Consider the following 20320-nt stretch of genomic DNA (forward strand, 5'->3'; position numbering starts at 1 on the left):
TCACCCGCGGGTGGCCAGCAGGGCGAGCGGCGGAAGCGACACCAGCGCCACGGCCACGATCGCGTTGCTCCACTTGTAGGCCACCAGCAGCGCGGCGAACTCGCGCAGGAAGGCGCTCGGCAAGTAGTAGAAGGCGGTCTTGGCGCCCGTCACCTCGGCGTCGAGGTCGAGGCGGCGGGCCAGGATCGCCGTGCGCAACATGTGAAAGTTGCTCGTCACCAGCACCATGCGCGTAGTGGGACCGCGCTCGCCGAGCAGCCGTTTGGTGAAGAGCAGATTCTCCTCGGTCGTTCCCGACCGGTCTTCCAGCACGACGCGATCTTCCGGCACGCCTCGGTCGATCAAGTAATCACCCATGGCCGAGGCCTCGGAGACCTCCTCGTCGTCTCCCCTACCGCCACTGGCGATCAACAGTGGGGCGCGCCCCGCGCCGGCTTCGTCACGGTAGACCTCGATCGCCCGATCCAGGCGCGCGGCCAGCAGCGGCGACACCTCACCGTCGACCAGCCCGGCGCCGTGCACGACGATCGCGTCCATCCCGGGACGGTGGGGCAACAGTCCGTAGCACAGGGAATACAACAGGAACGCCGCGAACAGAAATCCGACGTAGCTGATCGTCATCGTGAGCGACGCCAGAAGCACTACCAGCCAGATGTTTTCGGTCAGCAGTGCCAGGAGGAGCACCACGTACGGCGTCAACAGGGCGATACCGAGTCCGAGCGGCAACAGATTCGGAAGACGCCAACCCTCACGGCGCACCAACTGCGCGCCGTTGGCGATCGACAACCCGGCCAGCACCAGCACCAGCAGCGGTGACAGCAGCACCACCAACGGCGCGAGCACCACCGTGCGATCGCCCTCGATGATCCGGCCGACCACCCACGCGCCGACGAACCCCAGCCCGAGGAGCAGGAACACCCCGTGGCCCAGACGCCTGCGGTCCCTGCCGAATCGCACCGCGAACACACCGAGCAGGACCACGCCGACGACCAGCAAAAGCACCGGGTCACGGTAGCCGACGGGCGCGCGGCGCGCCCCTCCGTCGACGAGCGGCGCGGCGACCTCGGCTTTTTCCCGATCGTCCCCTACAGTGTGCAGGTCCGGGCATCGGTCGCGAGCGACCGGTGTCCGGCTGCATTCGGCTTCAGCACACCAGCGTTACTGAACAGCACGTTGTGATGAAGGGGAGTCGACGAAAACCATGCTTCGATTATTCATCGCCACCGCAGCGGCCGCCCTCTGTGTGATCACACCGCAGGCCGCGGCGCAACCGATCTACCCCGCACCGGATCCGGATCCGTTCTACGCCGCTTCGCCGGGACTGGACCACGCCGCGCCGGGCGACGTCCTCGCCGTCCGCCCGATGCCCGCGCTACCGATGTTTCCCGGCTCGACGGTCACGATGATCAAATTCCGCTCCACCAACTCCGCGGGCGAGCCGATCGCGGCCACCACCACCGTGCTGACGCCGCAGAATCCCACTCCCGGTAGGCCACTGCTGTCCTATCAGCACATCATCAACGCACTCGGCACCCAGTGCACGGTGTCGCGCGTGCTCTACACCAGCGACCCCAACCTGTCGATCCGCGAAGCGCCCGCGCTCAATGCCCTCCTGCTGCGCGGCTGGTCGGTCGCTCTCCCCGACCACCTCGGACCCACCAGTGCCTACGGCGCCGCCAAACTCGGCGGCATGATCACGCTGGACGGCATCCGCGCCGCACGGCGGGTCGCCGAACTCGGATTGGCGGACAGCCCGGTCGGCCTGCTCGGCTATTCCGGCGGAGGCATGGCGAGCGCGTGGGCGGCCGCGCTGGCGCCGACCTACGCGCCGGAACTGTCGCTCGTCGGGGTCGCCTCGGGCGGGGTGCCGATGAATCTGGTCAAGATGATCGAGGGCCTCGGCTACGCGCCGCACGCGGTGTTCGGTCTCGCTTTCGCCGCCGCCCTCGGGCTGGAGCGTGAGTACCCGACGCGGCTGCCGGTGAGTGACCAGCTGAATTCGCTCGGGTTGTCGGTCCGCAATCGGATCGCCAACAGTTGCACCAACGACATCCTGCTGGTCGGCGCAGGCCGCGGCATCGTGGACGTCGCGGCCTCGAACTCACTGGCCGACGACAAGCGCGCACGCGAGGTGCTCGAGGAGAACAGCCTGGAACTCTACGAAGACATCCCGGTCACGCCGAGCTACCAATGGCGGGCGGAGCAGGACACTCTCATCCCGGTTGAGTCGGTCGACGCTACGGTTCGGCGGTATTGCGCCGCGGGTGCGCGAGTGCAATACGAGAAATTCCCGAGCCCGGACCATCTGTCCGCCGCGGTGCTCGGCGTGCCGTCCGCGCTCAGTTGGCTGGAAGCGCGCTTCAAAGGTGTTCCCGCGCCGAGTAATTGCTGAGAACGGCCCGGCGGTGGTTCACCGCCGGGCCGGTGACGGGCCGTTCCGCCAAACGGCCGCATCGAATCTCGCGGGAGCTAGGCGTCCTTGCCGCTCTCGTACGCGCTCTGCCGGGCCTCGTCGAGATCCGCTTCCGCACGGGCCTTTTCGGCCTCGGCTTCCTTCTGCGCCGCCTCGCGCTGCGATTCGGCCTTGTCCTGCTGTGCGCGACCCTCTTTCTTCAGGTCCTCGTCACCGGTGACGACGCCAGCGGCTTCCTTCGCCTTCCCCTTGGCGTCCTCGACGACACCTTCGACAGCTTCCAGGGGTCCGCTCCGATGCTCGGGCATCACATACCTCCCATTTCCTTGTCGGCTGACATGGGTCGCATACCCGTGTCCGGCAGAGCCAATCACCTTGTGAGCGCTGCCACGGGTCGTCTTCACTCGTTCCCGCGCGACCGCGACGCGAACAGCCGTACGAACCGCTGCCCGGAGCCCGCCAATTCCCGTAGGGATCCGGCCGCTCGGGTCAGCGATCACGCAGAAAGGAAGCGACCGCGAGGGCAAGTGACAACACGAGGGCCGCGACGATACTCCACGCGAAGGCGGACACACTCGGCTCGGCGAGCACAGCAGCGCCGCTGAAGGTGACGGCGAACGGCAACAGCACGAACGAGATCACCGCGATGGTGGTCTGATTGCGGCGATCGCGATCCTCGGACACGCGATGGCGCTCCTCGGCGCGGCGCTGTCGTGCCTGCGCGTCGGCGAGCGCCTCGTCCTCCAGCCGCGCACGGCGCGCTTGCAGGTAACGGGAGATATCGTCGAGGTCGGCGACGACCTGGGCGTAGAGATCGGCCATCCGGTGCTGATTCTGGAAGGCGCGCAGCACCTCCGCGACCTGCACTCCACGCTCGGAAACGTTGTTCCACCACAACCGCGCGCGGATATCGAGGATCTCCGCCTCCAGCGACTCGACCGCCCCCGCGCCGGTGCGGTCGACCCGGATGCCCGCGATCCGATCCGCGATGCGGTGCAAGGCGTTCAATTGCAGTAAGCCGAGCAGAACGGCGTCCAGATGAATCGACCGCACGTAGGCGCGCGCGACGGCGTGGAAATCGGTGGCCTCGGTGGAGGTCAGCGCGGTGTAGGTCACGCCGTCCCGCAGAATCGCCGCGCGCCAATCACTCGAGAGGTGAACGGTGCCTGCGAAGATCCGCGGATCGGCGGGGTCGGGCAAACCGTCCGCCGCCGACGTGCCGGAGGCCAGAAACCACTGCCATCGCCGCATAGGGGACCACGAAGCCAGGGCGGCCGGATCGGGAACCGGCTCCGGTATCCGATCACCCGCCCAGCAGAAGTGAGTGACGACGCGCGGTCGCACCGGCTCGAAAGTCACGTCGTCGACGAGCGCGGACAGCCATCGGCGGCCCTCGCCGCGCACCTTGGTGAGTTCGGACAGCACCTCGACAGCCTGCTGAGGCAGCCGCACGTGCGCGACGGCGTAGCCGCCTTCTTCGTCCAACAGCAATTCCCAGTCGTGGACTACCGCACCTGTCCATTCCGGCGGCTCGCCGCTCGACCGTCTGTGCCAACGGCCGGTGGCCCCGGTGTCCTGCGCGCTGTACAGCGCGTCGTGCACGCGGGCGGAGAAGTACCCGGTCCGAGCGCTGCGGTCGGCAACCACCGATTCACCTGCACGACCCGCCGCCGCTTCGACGGCCGGGATCGGCACCGGGAGGGGACCCGGCGACCAGCCACGAGACGACGGCGTTCGCTCGGCCTTCCAGCGCGCCCGGAATATCAGGCACGCGAATACGTCAGCGGCCACGGCTTCTCCTGCGTCCGGTGATCACAGGACTAATAGCCCTCGACGGAGAACACCTCGGCATACTGCTCCGCCCTCGCCGACAGCGGGGCGTTCTCCAGCACGGTCTTGACGTTGCGCAGCACCTCGATGACGCCTGCCAGCAAGCCGACCTGCAACCTCGTCCACGACTCGGCGTCGTCGTCCGCGAGGACCTTCCGGCCCGTCAACTTGAGGCAGACGGCGCCGAGCAATTCGGCGTCCCGTCCCTCGACGAACGCGTGCCCGTCGGCGTTCCTGAACCGCCGCACCGCGTCCATCCGCCAATCCCGGATCTTGTCGTAGACGCCGTCGATTCCGTACCGGTCCTTCGGTTCCTTGGGTTGCTCGCCTTTGAGCCGCCGGTCCAACGTCTCGCCGAACGCGTGATGGCAATCCATGATCCAGGACGTGAAATCACGCGCACCGTGCAGCGGACGCCCGAGGTGCAGCAGTTTGTTGTGGTGCACATGCCCGAAGAGATCGCTCTCACCGCATCGGCGCGAGAGATCGTTCAACTGGGTCCGCAGATCCAGCGATTCCTCCGAGAGGCTCGCGAGTTTTCCGCTCATTTCGCTGTCGATCCGGCGACCCGCGGGATGGAGTGTGTCGATCGTCGACTGCAGCCTGGCGCCGCCGGGGTCGGACGGTTTGCCCACATGATGCGCGACACCGGTGCCCAGATCCGCGAAGTAGCCGTGGAGTACGTCCACCCCGCCGGTGCGGCTCGGGTCGCCACCACCCACCTGCACCAGTTCCCGCAGCAGCGTGTGGTTCGGAATCACACTGATGTGCGGATCCTGGTGTCCGGCCGGCCGGTTCGTCTGCCACCAGCGCATGAACGTGTCGCGATCGCCGATTCCGACGGCATGAAGGTTGATGTTGAGGAACTCGTGCAATTCCTCCATCAACGAGACCGGATCGGCGATCGCGACCACGGCCTCTCCGGCGGTTTCCTCGCCCTGCTGCTTCCAATCGGCTCCGTCGCTGACCAGAACGATCAACCGGTCGTTGCCCGGCACGCCGTGGCGGTGCAGCAGATCGGACGCGAAGTGCAAGGCCTGCCCGATGTCGGTCGCCGCGTTCTCCGGTCGCAGCAAACCGATGGCGCCCTGGAATTCTCGTAACGTCCGCTCGTCGTCGGGGCCCTGGATCTCGGCCATGGAGCCCGATCTCGGGAAGACGCACATCGACGTAGTGGTGAATTTCACCAAGGCGATGCGGGCCACCCGCCCGGTCACGTGCCGACGGATCTCGACCATGTCCATGAGCGAACGTTTCAGGGCATCCATCCGCGAGATGTAGTTGGATCTCCTGCGCAGCCCGAGCCGGACGACGTCGGCGCGGTCCTCGATATCGTCCCAGCTCATCGAACCACTGCAATCGGCGAGGATCACGATGTCGACCCCGTTGCGATTGCCGGCGAGGAATACGTCCAGTTCGGTCTCGGGGTCGATATAGCAGAGGTCCGTTCGCTCCCGCCCGGAGCGGTCGAAGACCTGCCGCACCCGGAACGACTCGCCGTCGGCGAAGACCCACGCGTCGCCGCTGCCGAGATGGATCTGCTGGCCGACGATGTCCTTCGCATTGCGCAACTGCCTGCTGACGTCGTCGAGACGGTTCTCGGTGAGCGGTTCGAGGACGATCCGAGCGGCGGGCTCGCAGGCCGTCGCGCTCAGGCGCCATCCGTGCTCGTCGAGCACTTCCAGCCGCAGCTCGTCGACCAATTCCGTGCTGACGACGACGCAACCCTCGTCGACGGAAGCCGAGGCGACGATCCGCACCGCAGCCTGCCGGGACGCGTCGGCGCCCACCTCGAGCACGCCCACCCGAGCGTTTTCTCCCCGGCCGCCCACGTCGTCCCGATCCCCGGCGCCGACGGCGACGATGTTGCCGGTGACGAGGCCGTCTCCCCGGGCGACCTGCAATGTGTGCCGCCGACTGTCCCACACGGTCGATGTCATTTCCGCTCCACTTCGACCCTGACACCCAGGTCGTTCGACACCGCTCGCTTCTCCGCGCCGCCGCGACCGATGAACCGGCCCAGGTATTCCGGCTCGACATTGACGAACAGCAAGTTGGACCGCGGCCGGTAGTCCGCGAAACTGATGTGGTTCGCCACCTCGGCGCGGCCACGTGCCCGCAACCATGCGGTGAGCTTGTCGAACAGCTCGCGACCGCGTGCCCCATCTCGCTCGGCAGCGGCCAGATCCTCTTTGCGTATCTTCTCGTGCTCCTGCAACAGACGCCGCATGACGCCGTCGGTGCGGTTGTCGTGCTGGAGTTCGCCGAACATTCGATCGATGGAATGGATTTCCAGTTTGCGGGAACGAGAATTGATGAAGATATGCCGGACGATCGTCAACCGCGGTAGCCGCAGGTATGTGCGCCGGTTATCGGTGCGCGGGCCCCGCCGCCGATTCGCGGTTCCCGCCACGATCTGGAAGACGATCTGACGGTCTTCCAGCGACTTCAACCGCAGCGCGTGCTCCGGGCACAGCCCGAGCCCCCGCTTGTGCGGCCCGAATATCTGCCAGCGATACGCGTGCCTGGCGCATGCCGCGTTTCCGCAAGTCGCGCGTCTGCCGTCGACGACGAACTCACAGGCGATGCTTCCGGTCGAATTGCATCCCCGCGCCGCACAATCCGGAAATTTCTGCCGGAAGCAATCCCGGCAATACGACATGTCCACGCCGCCGGGGTGCCCCACCCGATGCCGGTCACAGAACGCGTTGCGTCCGCGACACAGTTCCCCGTTGCACCAGAACGTGGCCGCCGCTCCGCACGAGCAGGCGGGCCGGTGGCGCGCGCAGGTCGCGGTCATGCGACCTTCGATCACGACGGCATGCTCGTCGCACACCCGGCCCGGCTGATCGCCCTGGTCACAGCCGCTGCACAGGAAGGGTCCGTAGGTGACCACGCCGGCGGCCGAGCAGGTCGTGCACCTGTGCCGAACCGTCGCGGGCTCCAGGACACCTCGTATGGAGAAGACCGTGGTGTCGTCGACCCGGTCGGGAGCGCGCAGTCGATCCTGTATCCACAGCACGCAGGTCTGGTCGTCCCGGAGCGGGACGACGACCTTCTCCGTGGCGCGCAGACTGGCGCCGGCCAGATACTTTTCGACCCGCGTCCACAACTCGCGCAATTCGGCCGCGTCGGTAGGCGGATCGCTGGTCTGGCGGATGTCCAGCACGACGTTGACCGGCCGATTCACGACCGCTCCGCTGCGGTGGAGTTCAAGACGATCATCTCGATGCTGACGCGGCGATCGGTCTTGCGCACGTAGACCTGGTTGGTGATCAATCCGGCGCACACTCCCTTCGGCAGTCTGCGGGCCAGACCCAGCATCGCGTCCACGGCGGCTTTCCGTTCGGCCTCGGCCACGTCGAGCCGCACGCAGACGCGGCCGTGCCGCGACAGCCGACCGCTCAGCTCGTCCGGTATGCCGTCGCCGAGTTCTTCGCGCCCGCCCAGTTCGAGCACGGAGGCGTTCGGTTGCCGAAGCACCCGGCGAACCTCCTTGCCACGACCGAGCCGCGACAGCGCGGGAGCCAGATTTCGCGGCGGGCGACCGGACAGCAGAGCCCGCAGCCGTTCATCCATGTCGCGCTGCTCGGTCAACTCGTCCAACTCGCGGATGATCTCGTCGTCCGACCGACGCGGACGAACGGGCCTGGCGGGCCCTTTACGTCCGTTCGGCGCCGAGCGTCGTGGGGGCCGGGCGGTAAGTCTGCTGCGCCATGCCGCTTCCAAGGTGCCCAGGCTGCCCGGAGCAACCTGCCTGTTGTGCTTGGTCAGCTGGTCGTCGACCAACGCCGCGCGGTCTCTCAGCAGTGCCGCGATCTCATCGCTTCCGATTCGGCGACGGCGGCTCCAGACAGCCAGCAAGTCGTTCTCGGTCTGCGCGTACTCCGGGTGCAGTTTCGCGAGTTCCGGCGCGGAGAGCAAAGGCAGGATCTCGCGCGGCTCGATCTGCATCGCGCGCAGTTCGGCGTCCAGGTCGTCCAGCAGATCGGACACCGAAACGGCCGCCGAGCGGCGAACGGTCGCCTGCTCGCGCGACTTGCGCTGCTCGTCCACCTCGTGCTCGAATTCCCCGCTCATCCCCCTCGCGATGGCGTTCGATCGGTTCCGGTCCAGCATGCGCTGCGGGACGGCGGGCATACGCCGTCCGTCCCGCTGCATCATCCGCGCGCGTACCGCGAGTGCTTGCAGCAATACCGCCTGCGCGACAGCTGAACTCGGAAAGACCTGAGCATCGAGGCATCGGACGCTGACATTCGGGATTCCCAACTCACCGTCACCCACCGGATTCACGTCCATCACAGCGAATCCCGAGACGCGGTCATCACGGCGCAGCGCCTGCTCGACCCGCCGCAAATGCCGAGCGGAAGCGGATGCGATATATCTCGTCGAGACCTGATCCTTCGATTCCGCCAGGCGAAGCGAGCCACGTCCGGCGACACGACCTCCGACGAACAGCGCACGCCCGCTGAGCGCGATGAGTTCGGGAACGTAGCGCCGGATGAGGTTGCTGAGAATTTCGCGTTGCAGATCGTCGGCGATCTCGATGGAATGCCTGTCCGCGCACACTCGGCGATGCGGCGGTACGCCCCAGGAGATGCCCGACGGCAACAGCGACCCACCGGCCTTCCGCGCTCCTTCCGCGACAGCGGAGACCGCCTCCGCCAGGGCGTCGACGACCTCGGCGCGCTGCGTGGGATCACTGACCCAGACCGGCCCCGTGTCGATCCACAGACAACCCGGCCGCTTCGCATCGAAACACACTCGTGGGTACTCCCCGCCGGACGACGCGGGAGACGATCGTCGCAACTTTCGATGCATTTCATCGATATCGTCCGCGACGATAACGTAGCCCTTCAATATTCGATGCCGCAGCGGTGCATTTCTGTAGGCGCTCACGAGCACAGTAATAGACCTCATCACCCCGGCGGTGGTGCGGATATGCACGCCCGCACCACCGATTATACTTCCGAACATGTTGCCGCTGAGCAACTTTGGCGAAGCATGCCCGAAAGAGTGAAAATTTGCCGAGCTCGACGGATATCGAGCAATATCTTGCCGAGTCTTCGCGTTCCCCGGCAATGGCGTGCTCCGCGCGTGCGCCGCCGAATCGAATCGCGCACGCTCGCCACCATTCTTCCGGCATGTGTCAGCGCGGAGATCAGTACCCGGAACGCGGCTCGAAACCAGGGTCGGGAAGGGAGGGCGGCTCCGCGGGCTGCTGCGGCGCGGGTCTGGGCTGCGGCGCGGCGGGCTGCGGCTGCGGGATGCGTACGCCGACAGGGGGCTCGGCCAAGGGTTCCGGCACGTCGGGTTCCGGCAGAGCCGCCTCCGGAACAGAAGCCTCCGGAGGCGCCGAAGCAATCGGCTCCGGAGCGATCGGCGACACCGGCGCGGGCGCCGCGGCGGAAGTCGGACTCGTGGCCGACGTCGACGCTGCCGGTGCGGCGGGCGCCGACTCCGACGGCTGCGCGCATCCGCCGATCGCGAGCGCGACGATGCCCAACGCGAGCGGCAACCGACGGGATTCGGATCGGAGAGCAGGCACGAGGCAACGCTAGTGCCGGCACGGTACCCACGGCAGTCGGCCGTTCGACCGACAGCGGCGGGCGGCGGCCCGACGCGATACTGGAACCTCCTGTGCTGTCGAAAGATTGGGTGTGCGATGAGATCCGTCCGAGGTAGGTCGATGGCCACCGCGGCGCTCGTTGCGATCTCGTTGCTCGCCCTGCCCTCCGGCACGACCGCCACGGCCGATCCGGCCGGCGCCGCGACGCTGGTCGTCCTCGGCGACTCGTTCACCGCCACCGCACCCGTCCTCGGCCATGCCGACGACGGGTGCGCTCGGTCACCGAACTCTTGGCCGAACAAACTCGCCACATCGACAAGGCTCTCCGGCACCGCCGGATTCGTAGACGTGTCCTGCAACGGCGGCACGATCGACACCGGGAACGGCTGGACGCTCGTGCATCAGACGCGAAAGGCCCACGCGCAGGGCGCGTTCGGCTCCGATACACGTGCCGTCCTGATCCAAGCGGGCCTGAACGACATCTGGGGCGCGTCGAGCGGGACCGCGTTTCCCTCGACCGACTGCCTCCTCGACATCGTCGAGGGGTGCGGGCTCGACGCGGCGGAGCAGAACCGGCTGCCCGACTACCACGCGGTGACCGGCGCGACCTACGCGGACCGCGTACGCGAGGTCGTCACGTTCGTGCGTTACTACGCCCCGAACGCGCGGGTGGCGCTCGTCGGATACCCGGAGATCTTCCCCCCGGGGCAGCCCGCGGCATGCATGGATCTCGCCGTCGTCGGACGGGTCGTCCAGCCGCGCGCGGAAGGCTACATCGCTTATCTCGATCGCCTGCAGGACGCGCAACGTGCCGCCGCGCAGCTGCTCGGCATCGAGTTCGTCGACGTGCGCGCGATCACCGCGGGGCACGCCAGTTGCTCGGAGGAGCCGTGGATCAGCGGGCTCGCAGGCGCGGACTCGCCGTTCGACGGCGCCCCGGTGCACCCCAACGCGCAGGGCAACGGCGCCGTCGCCGTGCAGGTGCGCCAGCGGTTCGGGCTCTGAGCGCGACGCACGGCACGCCCATGCCGTCCGACTATCGTCCGGCCGTTGAGCTGCCCGCGCTCACCGGCGCGAGGTGGTGGGCGGCTTTCGCCGTCTTCGTCCTGCACGCGTTGGTCTTCATCCCGGCCTATCCGTTCCAGAAGTCGGAGCTGTTCCGCACCATTCACACTTTTGCTCCGATGCAGCAGGGCGCTGCGGGGGTGACCTTCTTCTTCGTGCTCTCCGGCTTCGTCATCTACTGGTCGTTTCGCGAAGGTATGCCGGTGCGGTTGTTCTATCGCCGCCGAATTCTGAAGATCTACCCGACCCATCTGGTCGCCGCGCTGGTGTTCGTGGTCGCGGCAAGCGTCCCGCTCGGCCGTGCGGTGGTGTGGGCGCCGAACGTTCTGCTCGTGCACACCTGGGTGCCCAAGTGGACCACGGTGGGCGGACTCAACGTCCCGTCCTGGTCGCTGTGCGCGGAGTTGCTGTTCTACTTCAGCTTTCCCATGGCCTACCCGATGGTCGCGCGTATTCCGCGACGCGGGCTGTGGTGGGCGGTGGCGGCGCTGCTGGTCGCGATCCTGGCGTTGCACACCGGTTTCTACCTGTGGGCTGACGGCCCCAAGGGCATCGCCAACACCTTCGCGCCGAGGCTGCTGCGCGGCGATGTCTCGCCCGAGTTCGAAATTCACGCCTCACCACAATGGTTCGCGCAGCCCGATATTCCGATCCCGACGTCATATTGGCTCAGTTACCCTTTCCCGGCATCACGACTGCCGGAGTTCTACCTCGGAGTCATCGCCGCCCGTCTCGTCGCCGAAGGTCTCTGGCGCAATACGCGGCTGACCACACCGTTGACAGCGCTGGTCCTCGTCTACGGCGCAACCTGGTTCGTCCCGGTGAACTACAAGATGTCCGCACTGCTGGTGGCGCCGATGACGGCGGTGATAGCCACCTTGGCCGCCAGGGACCTGGCGGGAATCTCCGGCCTCAATGCCAGACGGCCGCTGGTCTGGCTCGGTGACATCTCCTACGCGTTCTACATGATCCAGTTCCCGGTCATGGTGATCGTCACCCGGCTGTTCATCGGCGGGCACCGGTACTCGATCGGCGGCTGGGCGTTGTGGGCGACAGTCGTACTGGTCGTATCGATCCTCGCCGCGGCGGCCATCTACCACGGTATGGACCGGCCCATCATGCGACGCTTCGCCGGACGCCCACCTGGTGACCGGCCACGTCGTGCGGCCACCGCTGCGGATCAGCCGCCGATCAGCGTGCGCGCGAAACCGTAGGCGATCTCGTTCGCGGGCCGCCCGCCCGCGGGCCCGTCGCGCAGTGTGCACAACACGATGACGGTGATATCGGTGACCGGGTCATAGCCCATGAACGTCTGGAACCCGGGGATCGCCCCGTCGTGGCCGAGCAACGGCCCGAACGACTCGAGTCCGAGACCGTAGTGGATGTCCGCCGGATCGCTCCGGCTCAACGGAGCCGCGCTGTCGAGGCGCTGCGCCTGGAGCGGGGGCCCGAGCAGGCGGTCGCCACCGACCAGCTCGCGCACGTAGGCAGCCAGATCCCCCGCGGTCGAGATCGCCGCGCCCGCGGCTCCGATCCACGAGGGATCCAGGTTCGTCACGTCGGTCGGCAGTAGTGATCCCGTGCGAGCCGCGGCGAGCTGGTCGTCGGGCAACCGCGGTGACGTGAGCGCGGACTCGTTGGTGCCGTAGAGGTATCCGTGTGGGGACGGCATGGGCAGGGACGCGTCGCCGGGGGCTGGGAACGACGTGTTCGTCAGGCCGAGCGGAACGAAGACGCGATTCGTCAGCAGCGAGCGGATGTCCTCACCGGTGATCTGCTCGAGCACCGAGGCCAACAGGATCGTATTGGTATTCGAATAGCGGAACTCGGCATCGGGGGCGAAATACGGCGGCGACGAGAACCCCAGCCGCAGCAGCTCTTCCGGCTCCCACGTGCGCCCGGGGTCGTCGTCCATCGCTCGTGCGAGCTGAGGTGCTTCGTTATAGCTGAACAACCCGCTGCGCATGTTCAGCAGCTCGGCTATCGTGATGCCGGCGCCGTTCGGAACGCCGCGCCGGTACTTCGACACCGGATCATCGAGGGCCAGTCTGCCCTCCCCGACCAGCTGCAGCGCGACCGTGCCGACCATCGTCTTGGTGGTGGAACCGACGCGAAAGAAGTCGTCGACGGTCACCGGATCGCTCCGCCCGACCGTTCGCGTGCCGAAAGCCTGTCGCCACACGGTGTCCCGCGTCCGCACGTAGACCACCGCGCCCGGAACGAGGTGCGCGTCGAGCACTCCGCGCACGATGGGCTCCAGCGTGCGACCGAGAGCGGTGGAGTCCCCGGCGCTCCCCGGGTTGTCACGCGCCCCGGGCTCGGAGCCGCCGCCCACGACCACGACGGTGGCGTATGCGACGACGACTGCCACAATGAGCCGCGGCCATCGGCTTTTTCCATGGCGGAAGCTGTGCGTCGCCATCAGTCACCGATCACGGACACTGTGCCGTCGCTGAAGTTCGTGACGTAGACGGTCCGGTTGCCCGGATCGACGACGACACCGTGCGGGCGGCTCCCCACTCGAATCGAGCTGTCGGGCTTTCCGGTCCGGGTGTCGATCAGAGAAACAGCGCTGGCAGTACGCACATCGTCGAGGCCGTGGTCGGTGACGTACACCGTCTTCCGCGGCCCGTCCACCGCCACGCCGACCGGTCCGAGCCCGACGCGCAACGTCGCGGTGACCGCGCGGGTTCGAACGTCGATCACCGATACGGTGCCGTCGGCATGATTGGTGACGTACGCGGTGCGCGTGTCGGAGTCGACCGCCACGCCCCAAGGTTGATTCCCGACATTGATCGTGGCCGCTACGACCGGTAGGGCGGGGTCGATCACCGACACCGTGTGGTCGACGGCGCCGGGCGGACCGGCGTTGGCGACGAAGACGCTGTGCGAACTCGGGTCGACGGCCACGCCGTACGGATGGCTACCGACCCGGATCGTCGCGGTGACCACCCTGGATCGGGTGTCGATCACCGACACCGTGTCGGCCTCGAAATTCGTGACGAAAGCGGTGTGAGAGGCGGAGTCGACGGCGATGCCGTACGGCCCCGCGCCCACGGGGATACTTCCCGCAAAAGACCCATTGCGCGTGTTGATCAGTGACACGGAGGCGCTTCCGGCATTCGTGACATAGGCGAGCCCCGCCGCCGAATCTATGGCGACCGCGGTCGGCTTCACCATTCCCGGTGCCGTAACCACCCCGGTGACATTCGTCTTCGTGTCGATCACCGAGACCGAATTGCCCGCGCTGTTGGTAACGAACAAGTTCGCGCTGGTCGGATCGATCGCGACGCCCCAGGGTTGCGCGCCTACGGCGATCGTGGCGGTCACCGAGGGCGGTCCGGTCGCCACGGCCGCCGCGCGGTTGCCCACGGCACTCGGACCGTTGTCGCCGGACATCTTGCCGGCCAGCAAGCCGACGACGACAACAAGGAGAGCGAGCGCGGAGATCACCTTTACCCGAGTCGGGATCCGAGGCGCCCACGGGCCGCGGCCAGCGGGCGGCGGCATGATCACCGGTGGTGCCGATGTGACGATGGCGGGCGCCACCGCTCCGCGCGGCGGTGTGGTCCGTGGCGGAGGCGACGGCGCGCGGGTGGCGGCGTGCGCCGCGGCCTGGGACAGCGCGGGCAACCAGTCCCCCGGCCGGGGCCGCTGCGCCGGTACGGGCGACAGGGCCGCGCCGACAAGTCCCCGCACCGGAGCGGGCACGGCGGCGGGCAGCCGGTTCGGGTCGCGGGTGCTCTGGTCTCCGGCCAGCAGCCGCAGCGCGAGCAACCCGAACTTGTAGGCATCCGATCGCGCGGTCGCCAGTTCCTCTCCGGGATTGACCACCTCGACCTCCCAGTCCGGAGTCTCGACTTGCGCCGAGACCGACCTGGACCGCAGCCGCATGGCATCGCAGTCGATGAAGTACACCTTCCGATCCGGCTGTAACGAGAACAGCAGGTTCTTCGGTGACAGGTCGCCGACCGCGATGTCGTGGCGGTGCAGAATCGTCAGCGCTTCGGCGGCTTCGGCCAGCAACTCGTAGCGGTGCCGGTCGGTCAGCGGAATGCCGCGCCGCGCCAGGAAACCGTCACCGTTGAGCAGATGCTGGAACTCCGCGGTCTTCGACTGCACCGCCGAGGACATGGTCATCTTGATGAAGAACTCGTCCGGAATCGCGGGCATCACGAACCCGGTCACCTGGGCGGAGTTGTCCGCCTCGACCAGCCTGCACGGCCACGCGACCCGGGAGAGCAGGTCCATGCCCTCCGCGAAGGGCAGCGATTCGAGGTAAACGGGCATCTCCTCCAACACGTCGACCGCCACATTCGCCAGCACGACGGGTTTGTATTCCTTGTACACCACCGCTTTCGCGTACCGCATGCGCGCGCTCGGCGCGCTGAAGACCACCCCTTGACCACCGGCCGCCAGCTTGGTCAACGGGCCGAGCTGACCCACCTTCACTCGCTGCTGCGTCACTGCCGATCCCGTCAGTTCACCCTCGGCCAGATGGCCACCAATGTCCGGTCGTCGTCGAATGTCTCCCGCGAGAAATCCAGGGTGTGCGCGAATTCCAGGTGCGACGGCACCCGCCCGGCGAGCACCGAGGCGAACAACGCCCCGACCTCGCCGTCGCCGCCGCCGAGCGGATCGCCGAATCCGTCGGTGCCGACCAGCAATACCTGGCCAGGCTCGACGGTCACCGAGATGGGCTCGACTTCGTTCGGAACTCTGGGCAGCCCGCTCACCGCGGAGGAGGTCAACCCAGAGTCCGACGACTGCTTGCCGCCGAGTACCGGGACGAAACGCTCGTCCGACAGCAACCAGGCACCGGAGTCGCCGACACCGGCCAGCACCGCGGACAACGCGCCGTCGGCGTCGCTCTCACACACCACACACGTCAGCGTCGTCGCCAGCACCTGCTCGGCCTGCTCGGCATCGGCTTGCGCCAGCGAAAGCACAGCGGCGGCGCGCTCGGTCAGCATCCACGCGGTGTTCTGGAACAGCGATTGCCATCCGATGTCGCCGAGCGCCTCCACCGGCTGCTCTTCCAGCCACTGGGTGGCGTAGCGCACGGCGGTGGTCGAGCCGATGTGCGAATACCGCGCCGCGGACACTCCGTCGGCCACCGCGACGATCAGTCGATCACGATCCGGCGCCGCGGTGATCGCGAAATCGTCCTGACGCGGTGCGCCGTTGTATCGGTGCAGGTAACCACGCACCGATGCCGCGCGAATGGTGAACGGTCCGCGTGACCATCCGTCGATCATGGTGTCCGCGCGGTACGGATTCCTGCCGTACTCGGTGCCGATGGCTTTCGCCTCGAACGCGGGTGTGGGGGCGCCGACTACGATCGGCTCGCTCGCCGGGCGGCTCGGAAGGGTGGGTCCGATCGCCTCGTCCGCCGGTGCCGGGTTCACGATGACAGCCGGATCCGCGGGCACCGGATCATCCGGCAAGCGCTTGCCCCGCTTGCTCAGGAAGCCCATCACACCGTGTCCACGGCGAGCGAGACGAAATTATCGGGTTTCTCTACTTGCAGCGTCGCCTGTCCCGTCGCCAACGCCTGGCCCGAATTGATCACCGACTGCGTCAGCGCAGTGATGAATTTCGAGATCGCGACGCCGGTGTCGGTGCCGGCCGCGGTGATGAACGCGTACTGCGGGTTTGTCGCCACCCGCCGGATCACATCGGCGTCGGCCTGGCCGATGCCGAACGCCAGAATGTTCGGCCGGGCCGCGAAACTCGTCAGCCGCGCGTGCTCGGCCTCCCAGCCCTCGCCAGGATTCGGCGCACCGTCGGTGAGGAAGAACACGGCGGGCCGATTGACCAGGTAGCCGGCGGACTTCAGCGCGGCGATGTCGCGCGGTATCCGGTTGGTCAATTCGGCGAACGCCGCCGCGAACGACGTCGAACCACGCGCCCGCAGTTCCGGCATGGCTTCCAGATTCCGCAGATCGGTCGGTTCCAGATGACAGACCGCGGTATCGGAGAACCCGAGCACACAGAAACGCACCTTCGCCGCGGCCATGGATTCGCCCTGCAAGGTGTCGAGCAAGCTGGACAGGCCCGCGTTCAGATCCGCCACATCGTCGACCATCGAATACGATTCGTCCGCGACGAAATATACCGGAAGAATTGTCGCCTTCGGTTCACTCATCAGGTGCCACTCCCTTTCACCCTGCCACCCGGGCGTGCCAATGCTACCGGCGCAGGCGGTGATTCACTGTCGACCGTTCGACCGACAAATCCCTGCGCCCCAATGGTTTTTCCTCCGCGCCACCCGAATCGCCGGCGTCAGCGCATTTCCACTCCGCGATATCCACGTCACCACGCCGCCGTTTGCCCGACTGCCCGCCGACGCCGTGGTCACAGGTCGTCGATGCCGATCAGCGCGTCCTGCAATGCGCGGGCCACGAGAGCGGCTTTCGTCGGCGCGGGCCGGCCGACCGCGGCGTACTTGTCCCTGATCCGGGCCAGGTGGGTGTTCACAGTTCCCAGCGAGATATACAGCCGCCGAGCGACTTCCACCTTCGAGTCCGACGCTATCCACGCCAGTAGTACCTCGATCTCCCTGCTGCTCAGCGCCGGACGCTCCCGCGACGCCAATGTCGGGGGCCGCGGATCGTCTCTGTGATCGAACGTGACACTCATGAACCATTTCCTTTACAAGAATTCATCGCACGCGCCTACCGCCGACCGAACAGATCACGCACACATACCCGCACGAGGGCAACGGTGGCGACGAAGAGCGCGAAAAAGATCAACGCACGCGAGAGATCGCCGGAATTCCCGGATTCGGCCGTGTACGCGGACTGGCCATAGACGAAGAAGCCCACGTCGAGTAACAGCAATCCCGCGAGCACGTACCACGTCCAGACGCGTCGGCGGGGGCCTTGGTGAATATTGATGTTCTGCCGACCGCCGTTGTTGGCGTAGATGCTGCTGCCGTTGTTGGCCTGATTGATCTGATTGTTCGTGTTGGGATTGTTGTTCGGTCCCGGCGACGGGTGCATCGTCATCTCCTGTGATGGCCGCCCAGCCAGATGTTCTGGGTTCCGTTCTGATTGGCGTGCACGACACTGCCGTCCTTCGCCACGTTGATCTGATTGTTCTGCGGGCCCTGCTGCGCCGCGCGGTCCGGCCCGTCCGGCCGGATGTCGGCCCCTGGAGCAAGGTGCCGGAGCAGACCGCGGACGTCTTCCTCGACCGTTCGGTACCGAATATGCCAGTATTGCGATTGCGATAGCGCGCGGATATCCGCCGGAAGCTGGTCCGGGCTCGGCAACGACGTGTCGTCCAGCAGAACGGGGACGACCGGTATCCCGCGCGCGAACGCGGTAACGAGTTCCATACGCACCCAGTCGCGATCGTCATCGATGCGACGGAGTCCGCGTTCGTCACGTGCGTCGAGCCAATACGAGCCGATCACCGACACCATCGTGTCGCATTCCTCGAGCGCACGGCGGATCCTGCGCGCGTACAACCTACCCAGGGCCAACGAATCCACGTCCCGGAAGACACGCGCCCTGCCGAGGTGTCGTGCCATCTGCTTCGATATCTCGTTGACCGCGTAGACGCTGTCAACGATGCGGTAGTTCAGGAATATTTCCATCAGTTGACCTAATTCTCGAGGACGATTTACCGAGCGCAGTGCTGCGTGATTGCGAATAGATGCCGCGGATGACGGAGCGATTTGGATGAACCGACCAGTTCGTTGCACCCCCGAGTAACATCCTTCGGATGCCTCACGGTCGTGAATCTCGTCCTCGAGCGAAACACCACGGTTTTCAGAGAACAGTCTGCACCCGGACCGAACTCTGAGCGACTCGAACAGCAAACGTTCGGTCATATATCCGACCGCGTGTATCCCCTGACCGCCGGATCGAAAGGTTCTGGTTGGTTTATTTCCCCATTATGGTCGATTCGCCCTCCCGGCCGGCGCCAAATGTGCTCGGTGTTCGCATAAGCCGAGCGCCGTGCCGATTCACCGTAGGTCGGCACAGTCCTACCACCGTGGCCGCAACGCATCGAAGCGGCGTTCTCGTCCTCATCATTTGCCCCCGCGGCGTTTTCCTACCTCCGGGCCGCGAACTGCGGCTCGCTCTTCAGCATTCAGCGAGCAGACGGCCGGCGACAGTGGTTGTCCGTTGCCGTTCGCAGCGGCAACGGACAACCGATCACTCAACGCTTGGCAAGGACCGACATCAGCGCCGGTTGGATGTCGAGCAGCGCGGCATGTCGGCGGTAACGGCCCACCGTACGGGCGAAATCGAGGAGATCCGCGCGGATCGTCACCGAGTCCACCGCGCTGATGACGTCGAGCAACGGCGAGATCAACGCGCACGCCCGATCCAGGTCGCCGAGCGCGGCGTACACCAACGCCCGCCGGGTGCCGAACCGCGCCCGGTCACGGTCGGACTGCTGCGGATTCCGCGACATCGCTCGGTCGAACAGTACGGCGGCGTCCTCGAGGTTGCCCAGATCGTAGTGACACCAGGCCTCGATGAGGACAGAGCGCTCGTGCAGGGCCGAGGGCCCCAGCTCGTTCTCCCCAGTGCGATGTGCGGCGTCGTAAAGGTTTGCGGCTTCGTCCAGCGCTCGCATGGAATTCGAGTGGTCCAAGCCGATGGCATAGCCCTGTGCCGCCCCCAGCGCGGCCAGCCAGCGGATCCGGGGATGGACGGCGTGGTCGGCGAGCACTTGCTCGGTGAGATCGGTCGTCTCGGCGGAATCGCCGCGATACAGACTCAGCACCGCCCTGCGGACGAGCGCGTAGCTGACCATGTGCTCGTCGCTGACAGCGGAAGCGTGGTCGACCGCCCGCGTCGTCCACCACAGCGCGCCGCGCTCGTCGCCACATTCCTGGGCCATCCAGCCGGCGAATTCCGCGGTACGGGCGGCGTGCAGCAGAAGTTGCCTGCGTAGCTCACCGGCACTGCGCAGAGCGGACGCGGCCGCGGCATGTTCGTGTATCACCGCCATGGGGAAAACGAGGCTGGGACTGCTGGTCCGGCCGAGGCGTTTGATCTCCTCGAACAGCGCGCTCAAGCCGGGTAACGAGGCGGCGGAGCTGGTGGCTGTCGCGGGGAACGCGGTCACCGGCGGCACGCCGAAGTCCCCGATCCGGAACACACCGGACCCGTCCGCGTGCAATCGAACGTTCCACTCGGCATCCGAGGAGCCGCCGACGTCGATATCGAGATCCAGGTCCGGCTGTGCCGCCGACGGCGCCAGCACCAGCAGGTCGCCTCCCGCGGACAGGACCGCGTCGCAGGCGCGCGCCAGCGCCGAGGACGGCGACTTCTGCCCGTTCTCGACCCTGCTCAGATGACTCCTGCTGTAGTGCACGAGTTCGGCGAGTTTACCCAGGGCCAGCCCCTGTTCGAGTCGACGCTTGCGCAGTTCTCGACCGAATTCAGCACTTGCCATAAGTATTACCTCGGAATCCGTTG

The 20320-nt window shown here is 66.7% G+C and carries 18 protein-coding genes; 3 read left to right on the forward strand and 15 right to left on the reverse strand.

The annotated features are described in order from the left end of the window. Complete coding sequence (locus tag ACIA5H_RS01465) at window positions 1–1002, reverse strand: YdcF family protein (RefSeq protein WP_379252899.1); 1002 nt, start codon at window positions 1000–1002, stop codon at window positions 1–3. Between the two features lie 199 nt (window positions 1003–1201). Here ACIA5H_RS01465 and ACIA5H_RS01470 point away from each other — a divergent pair, with 199 nt between their 5' ends. After that, window positions 1202–2392, forward strand: a complete 1191-nt coding sequence (locus ACIA5H_RS01470; RefSeq protein ID WP_397073102.1) for a lipase family protein — start codon at window positions 1202–1204, stop codon at window positions 2390–2392. 77 nt (window positions 2393–2469) lie between these two features. On the opposite strand, the gene ACIA5H_RS01475 is transcribed toward ACIA5H_RS01470, so the two are convergent. The 6 genes from ACIA5H_RS01475 to ACIA5H_RS01500 form a co-directional block, all read right to left on the reverse strand. Then, window positions 2470–2721 carry a CsbD family protein gene (locus ACIA5H_RS01475; protein ID WP_039804891.1) on the reverse strand — a complete coding sequence of 84 codons (252 nt, stop codon included), beginning with the start codon at window positions 2719–2721 and terminating at the stop codon, window positions 2470–2472. 181 nt (window positions 2722–2902) lie between these two features. Next, a complete protein-coding gene (locus ACIA5H_RS01480; RefSeq protein ID WP_397073105.1) occupies window positions 2903–4204 on the reverse strand; it encodes a hypothetical protein in 1302 nt (433 codons plus the stop codon). Window positions 4205–4233: 29 nt separating this feature from the next. Beyond that, window positions 4234–6183: a vWA domain-containing protein gene (locus tag ACIA5H_RS01485; RefSeq protein ID WP_379252896.1), complete on the reverse strand. Its 1950-nt coding sequence runs from the start codon at window positions 6181–6183 to the stop codon at window positions 4234–4236. Further along, the gene (locus ACIA5H_RS01490; protein WP_379252895.1) at window positions 6180–7433 is read right to left on the reverse strand and encodes a KH domain-containing protein; all 1254 of its coding nucleotides are present in this window, start codon (window positions 7431–7433) and stop codon (window positions 6180–6182) included. The genes ACIA5H_RS01485 and ACIA5H_RS01490 overlap by 4 nt, the downstream gene beginning before the upstream one ends. Next, window positions 7430–9235: a hypothetical protein gene (locus ACIA5H_RS01495; protein WP_397073109.1), complete on the reverse strand. Its 1806-nt coding sequence runs from the start codon at window positions 9233–9235 to the stop codon at window positions 7430–7432. Before ACIA5H_RS01495 ends, ACIA5H_RS01490 begins: the two co-directional genes overlap by 4 nt. 169 nt (window positions 9236–9404) lie before the next feature. Continuing rightward, a complete protein-coding gene (locus ACIA5H_RS01500) occupies window positions 9405–9791 on the reverse strand; it encodes a hypothetical protein (RefSeq protein WP_397073111.1) in 387 nt (128 codons plus the stop codon). Between the two features lie 141 nt (window positions 9792–9932). On the opposite strand from ACIA5H_RS01500, the gene ACIA5H_RS01505 reads away from it, so the two are divergent. Further along, window positions 9933–10817 carry an SGNH/GDSL hydrolase family protein gene (locus ACIA5H_RS01505; RefSeq protein ID WP_397073113.1) on the forward strand — a complete coding sequence of 295 codons (885 nt, stop codon included), beginning with the start codon at window positions 9933–9935 and terminating at the stop codon, window positions 10815–10817. A 20-nt stretch (window positions 10818–10837) separates the two neighbouring features. Then, the gene (locus tag ACIA5H_RS01510; RefSeq protein WP_397073115.1) at window positions 10838–12091 is read left to right on the forward strand and encodes an acyltransferase family protein; all 1254 of its coding nucleotides are present in this window, start codon (window positions 10838–10840) and stop codon (window positions 12089–12091) included. Here ACIA5H_RS01510 and ACIA5H_RS01515 read toward each other — a convergent pair. From ACIA5H_RS01515 to ACIA5H_RS01550, 8 genes are all read right to left on the reverse strand, one after another. After that, entirely contained in the window at window positions 12058–13248 is a 1191-nt protein-coding gene (locus ACIA5H_RS01515; protein WP_379252890.1) for a serine hydrolase domain-containing protein, read from the reverse strand. The genes ACIA5H_RS01510 and ACIA5H_RS01515 overlap by 34 nt on opposite strands. Before the next feature lie 50 nt (window positions 13249–13298). Further along, window positions 13299–15344 carry a hypothetical protein gene (locus ACIA5H_RS01520; protein ID WP_397073118.1) on the reverse strand — a complete coding sequence of 682 codons (2046 nt, stop codon included), beginning with the start codon at window positions 15342–15344 and terminating at the stop codon, window positions 13299–13301. 11 nt (window positions 15345–15355) lie between these two features. Beyond that, on the reverse strand, window positions 15356–16354 hold the full coding sequence (locus ACIA5H_RS01525) for a protein phosphatase 2C domain-containing protein (RefSeq protein WP_397073413.1): 999 nt from the start codon (window positions 16352–16354) through the stop codon (window positions 15356–15358). After that, window positions 16354–17025: a VWA domain-containing protein gene (locus ACIA5H_RS01530; RefSeq protein WP_379252888.1), complete on the reverse strand. Its 672-nt coding sequence runs from the start codon at window positions 17023–17025 to the stop codon at window positions 16354–16356. Before ACIA5H_RS01530 ends, ACIA5H_RS01525 begins: the two co-directional genes overlap by 1 nt. 209 nt (window positions 17026–17234) lie before the next feature. Beyond that, window positions 17235–17519 carry a helix-turn-helix transcriptional regulator gene (locus tag ACIA5H_RS01535; protein WP_355072539.1) on the reverse strand — a complete coding sequence of 95 codons (285 nt, stop codon included), beginning with the start codon at window positions 17517–17519 and terminating at the stop codon, window positions 17235–17237. Window positions 17520–17554: 35 nt separating this feature from the next. Beyond that, window positions 17555–17881: a hypothetical protein gene (locus ACIA5H_RS01540; protein ID WP_355072537.1), complete on the reverse strand. Its 327-nt coding sequence runs from the start codon at window positions 17879–17881 to the stop codon at window positions 17555–17557. Between the two features lie 2 nt (window positions 17882–17883). Next, a complete protein-coding gene (locus ACIA5H_RS01545) occupies window positions 17884–18717 on the reverse strand; it encodes a toll/interleukin-1 receptor domain-containing protein (RefSeq protein ID WP_397073121.1) in 834 nt (277 codons plus the stop codon). Window positions 18718–19049: 332 nt separating this feature from the next. After that, window positions 19050–20297 (reverse strand): helix-turn-helix domain-containing protein, encoded by a 1248-nt coding sequence (locus tag ACIA5H_RS01550; protein ID WP_397073123.1) that lies wholly within the window; start codon window positions 20295–20297, stop codon window positions 19050–19052. Window positions 20298–20320: the final 23 nt, after the last annotated feature.

The sequence above is a fragment of the Nocardia sp. NPDC051900 genome (genome assembly GCF_044452545.1).
GTDB lineage: Bacteria > Actinomycetota > Actinomycetes > Mycobacteriales > Mycobacteriaceae > Nocardia > Nocardia sichangensis.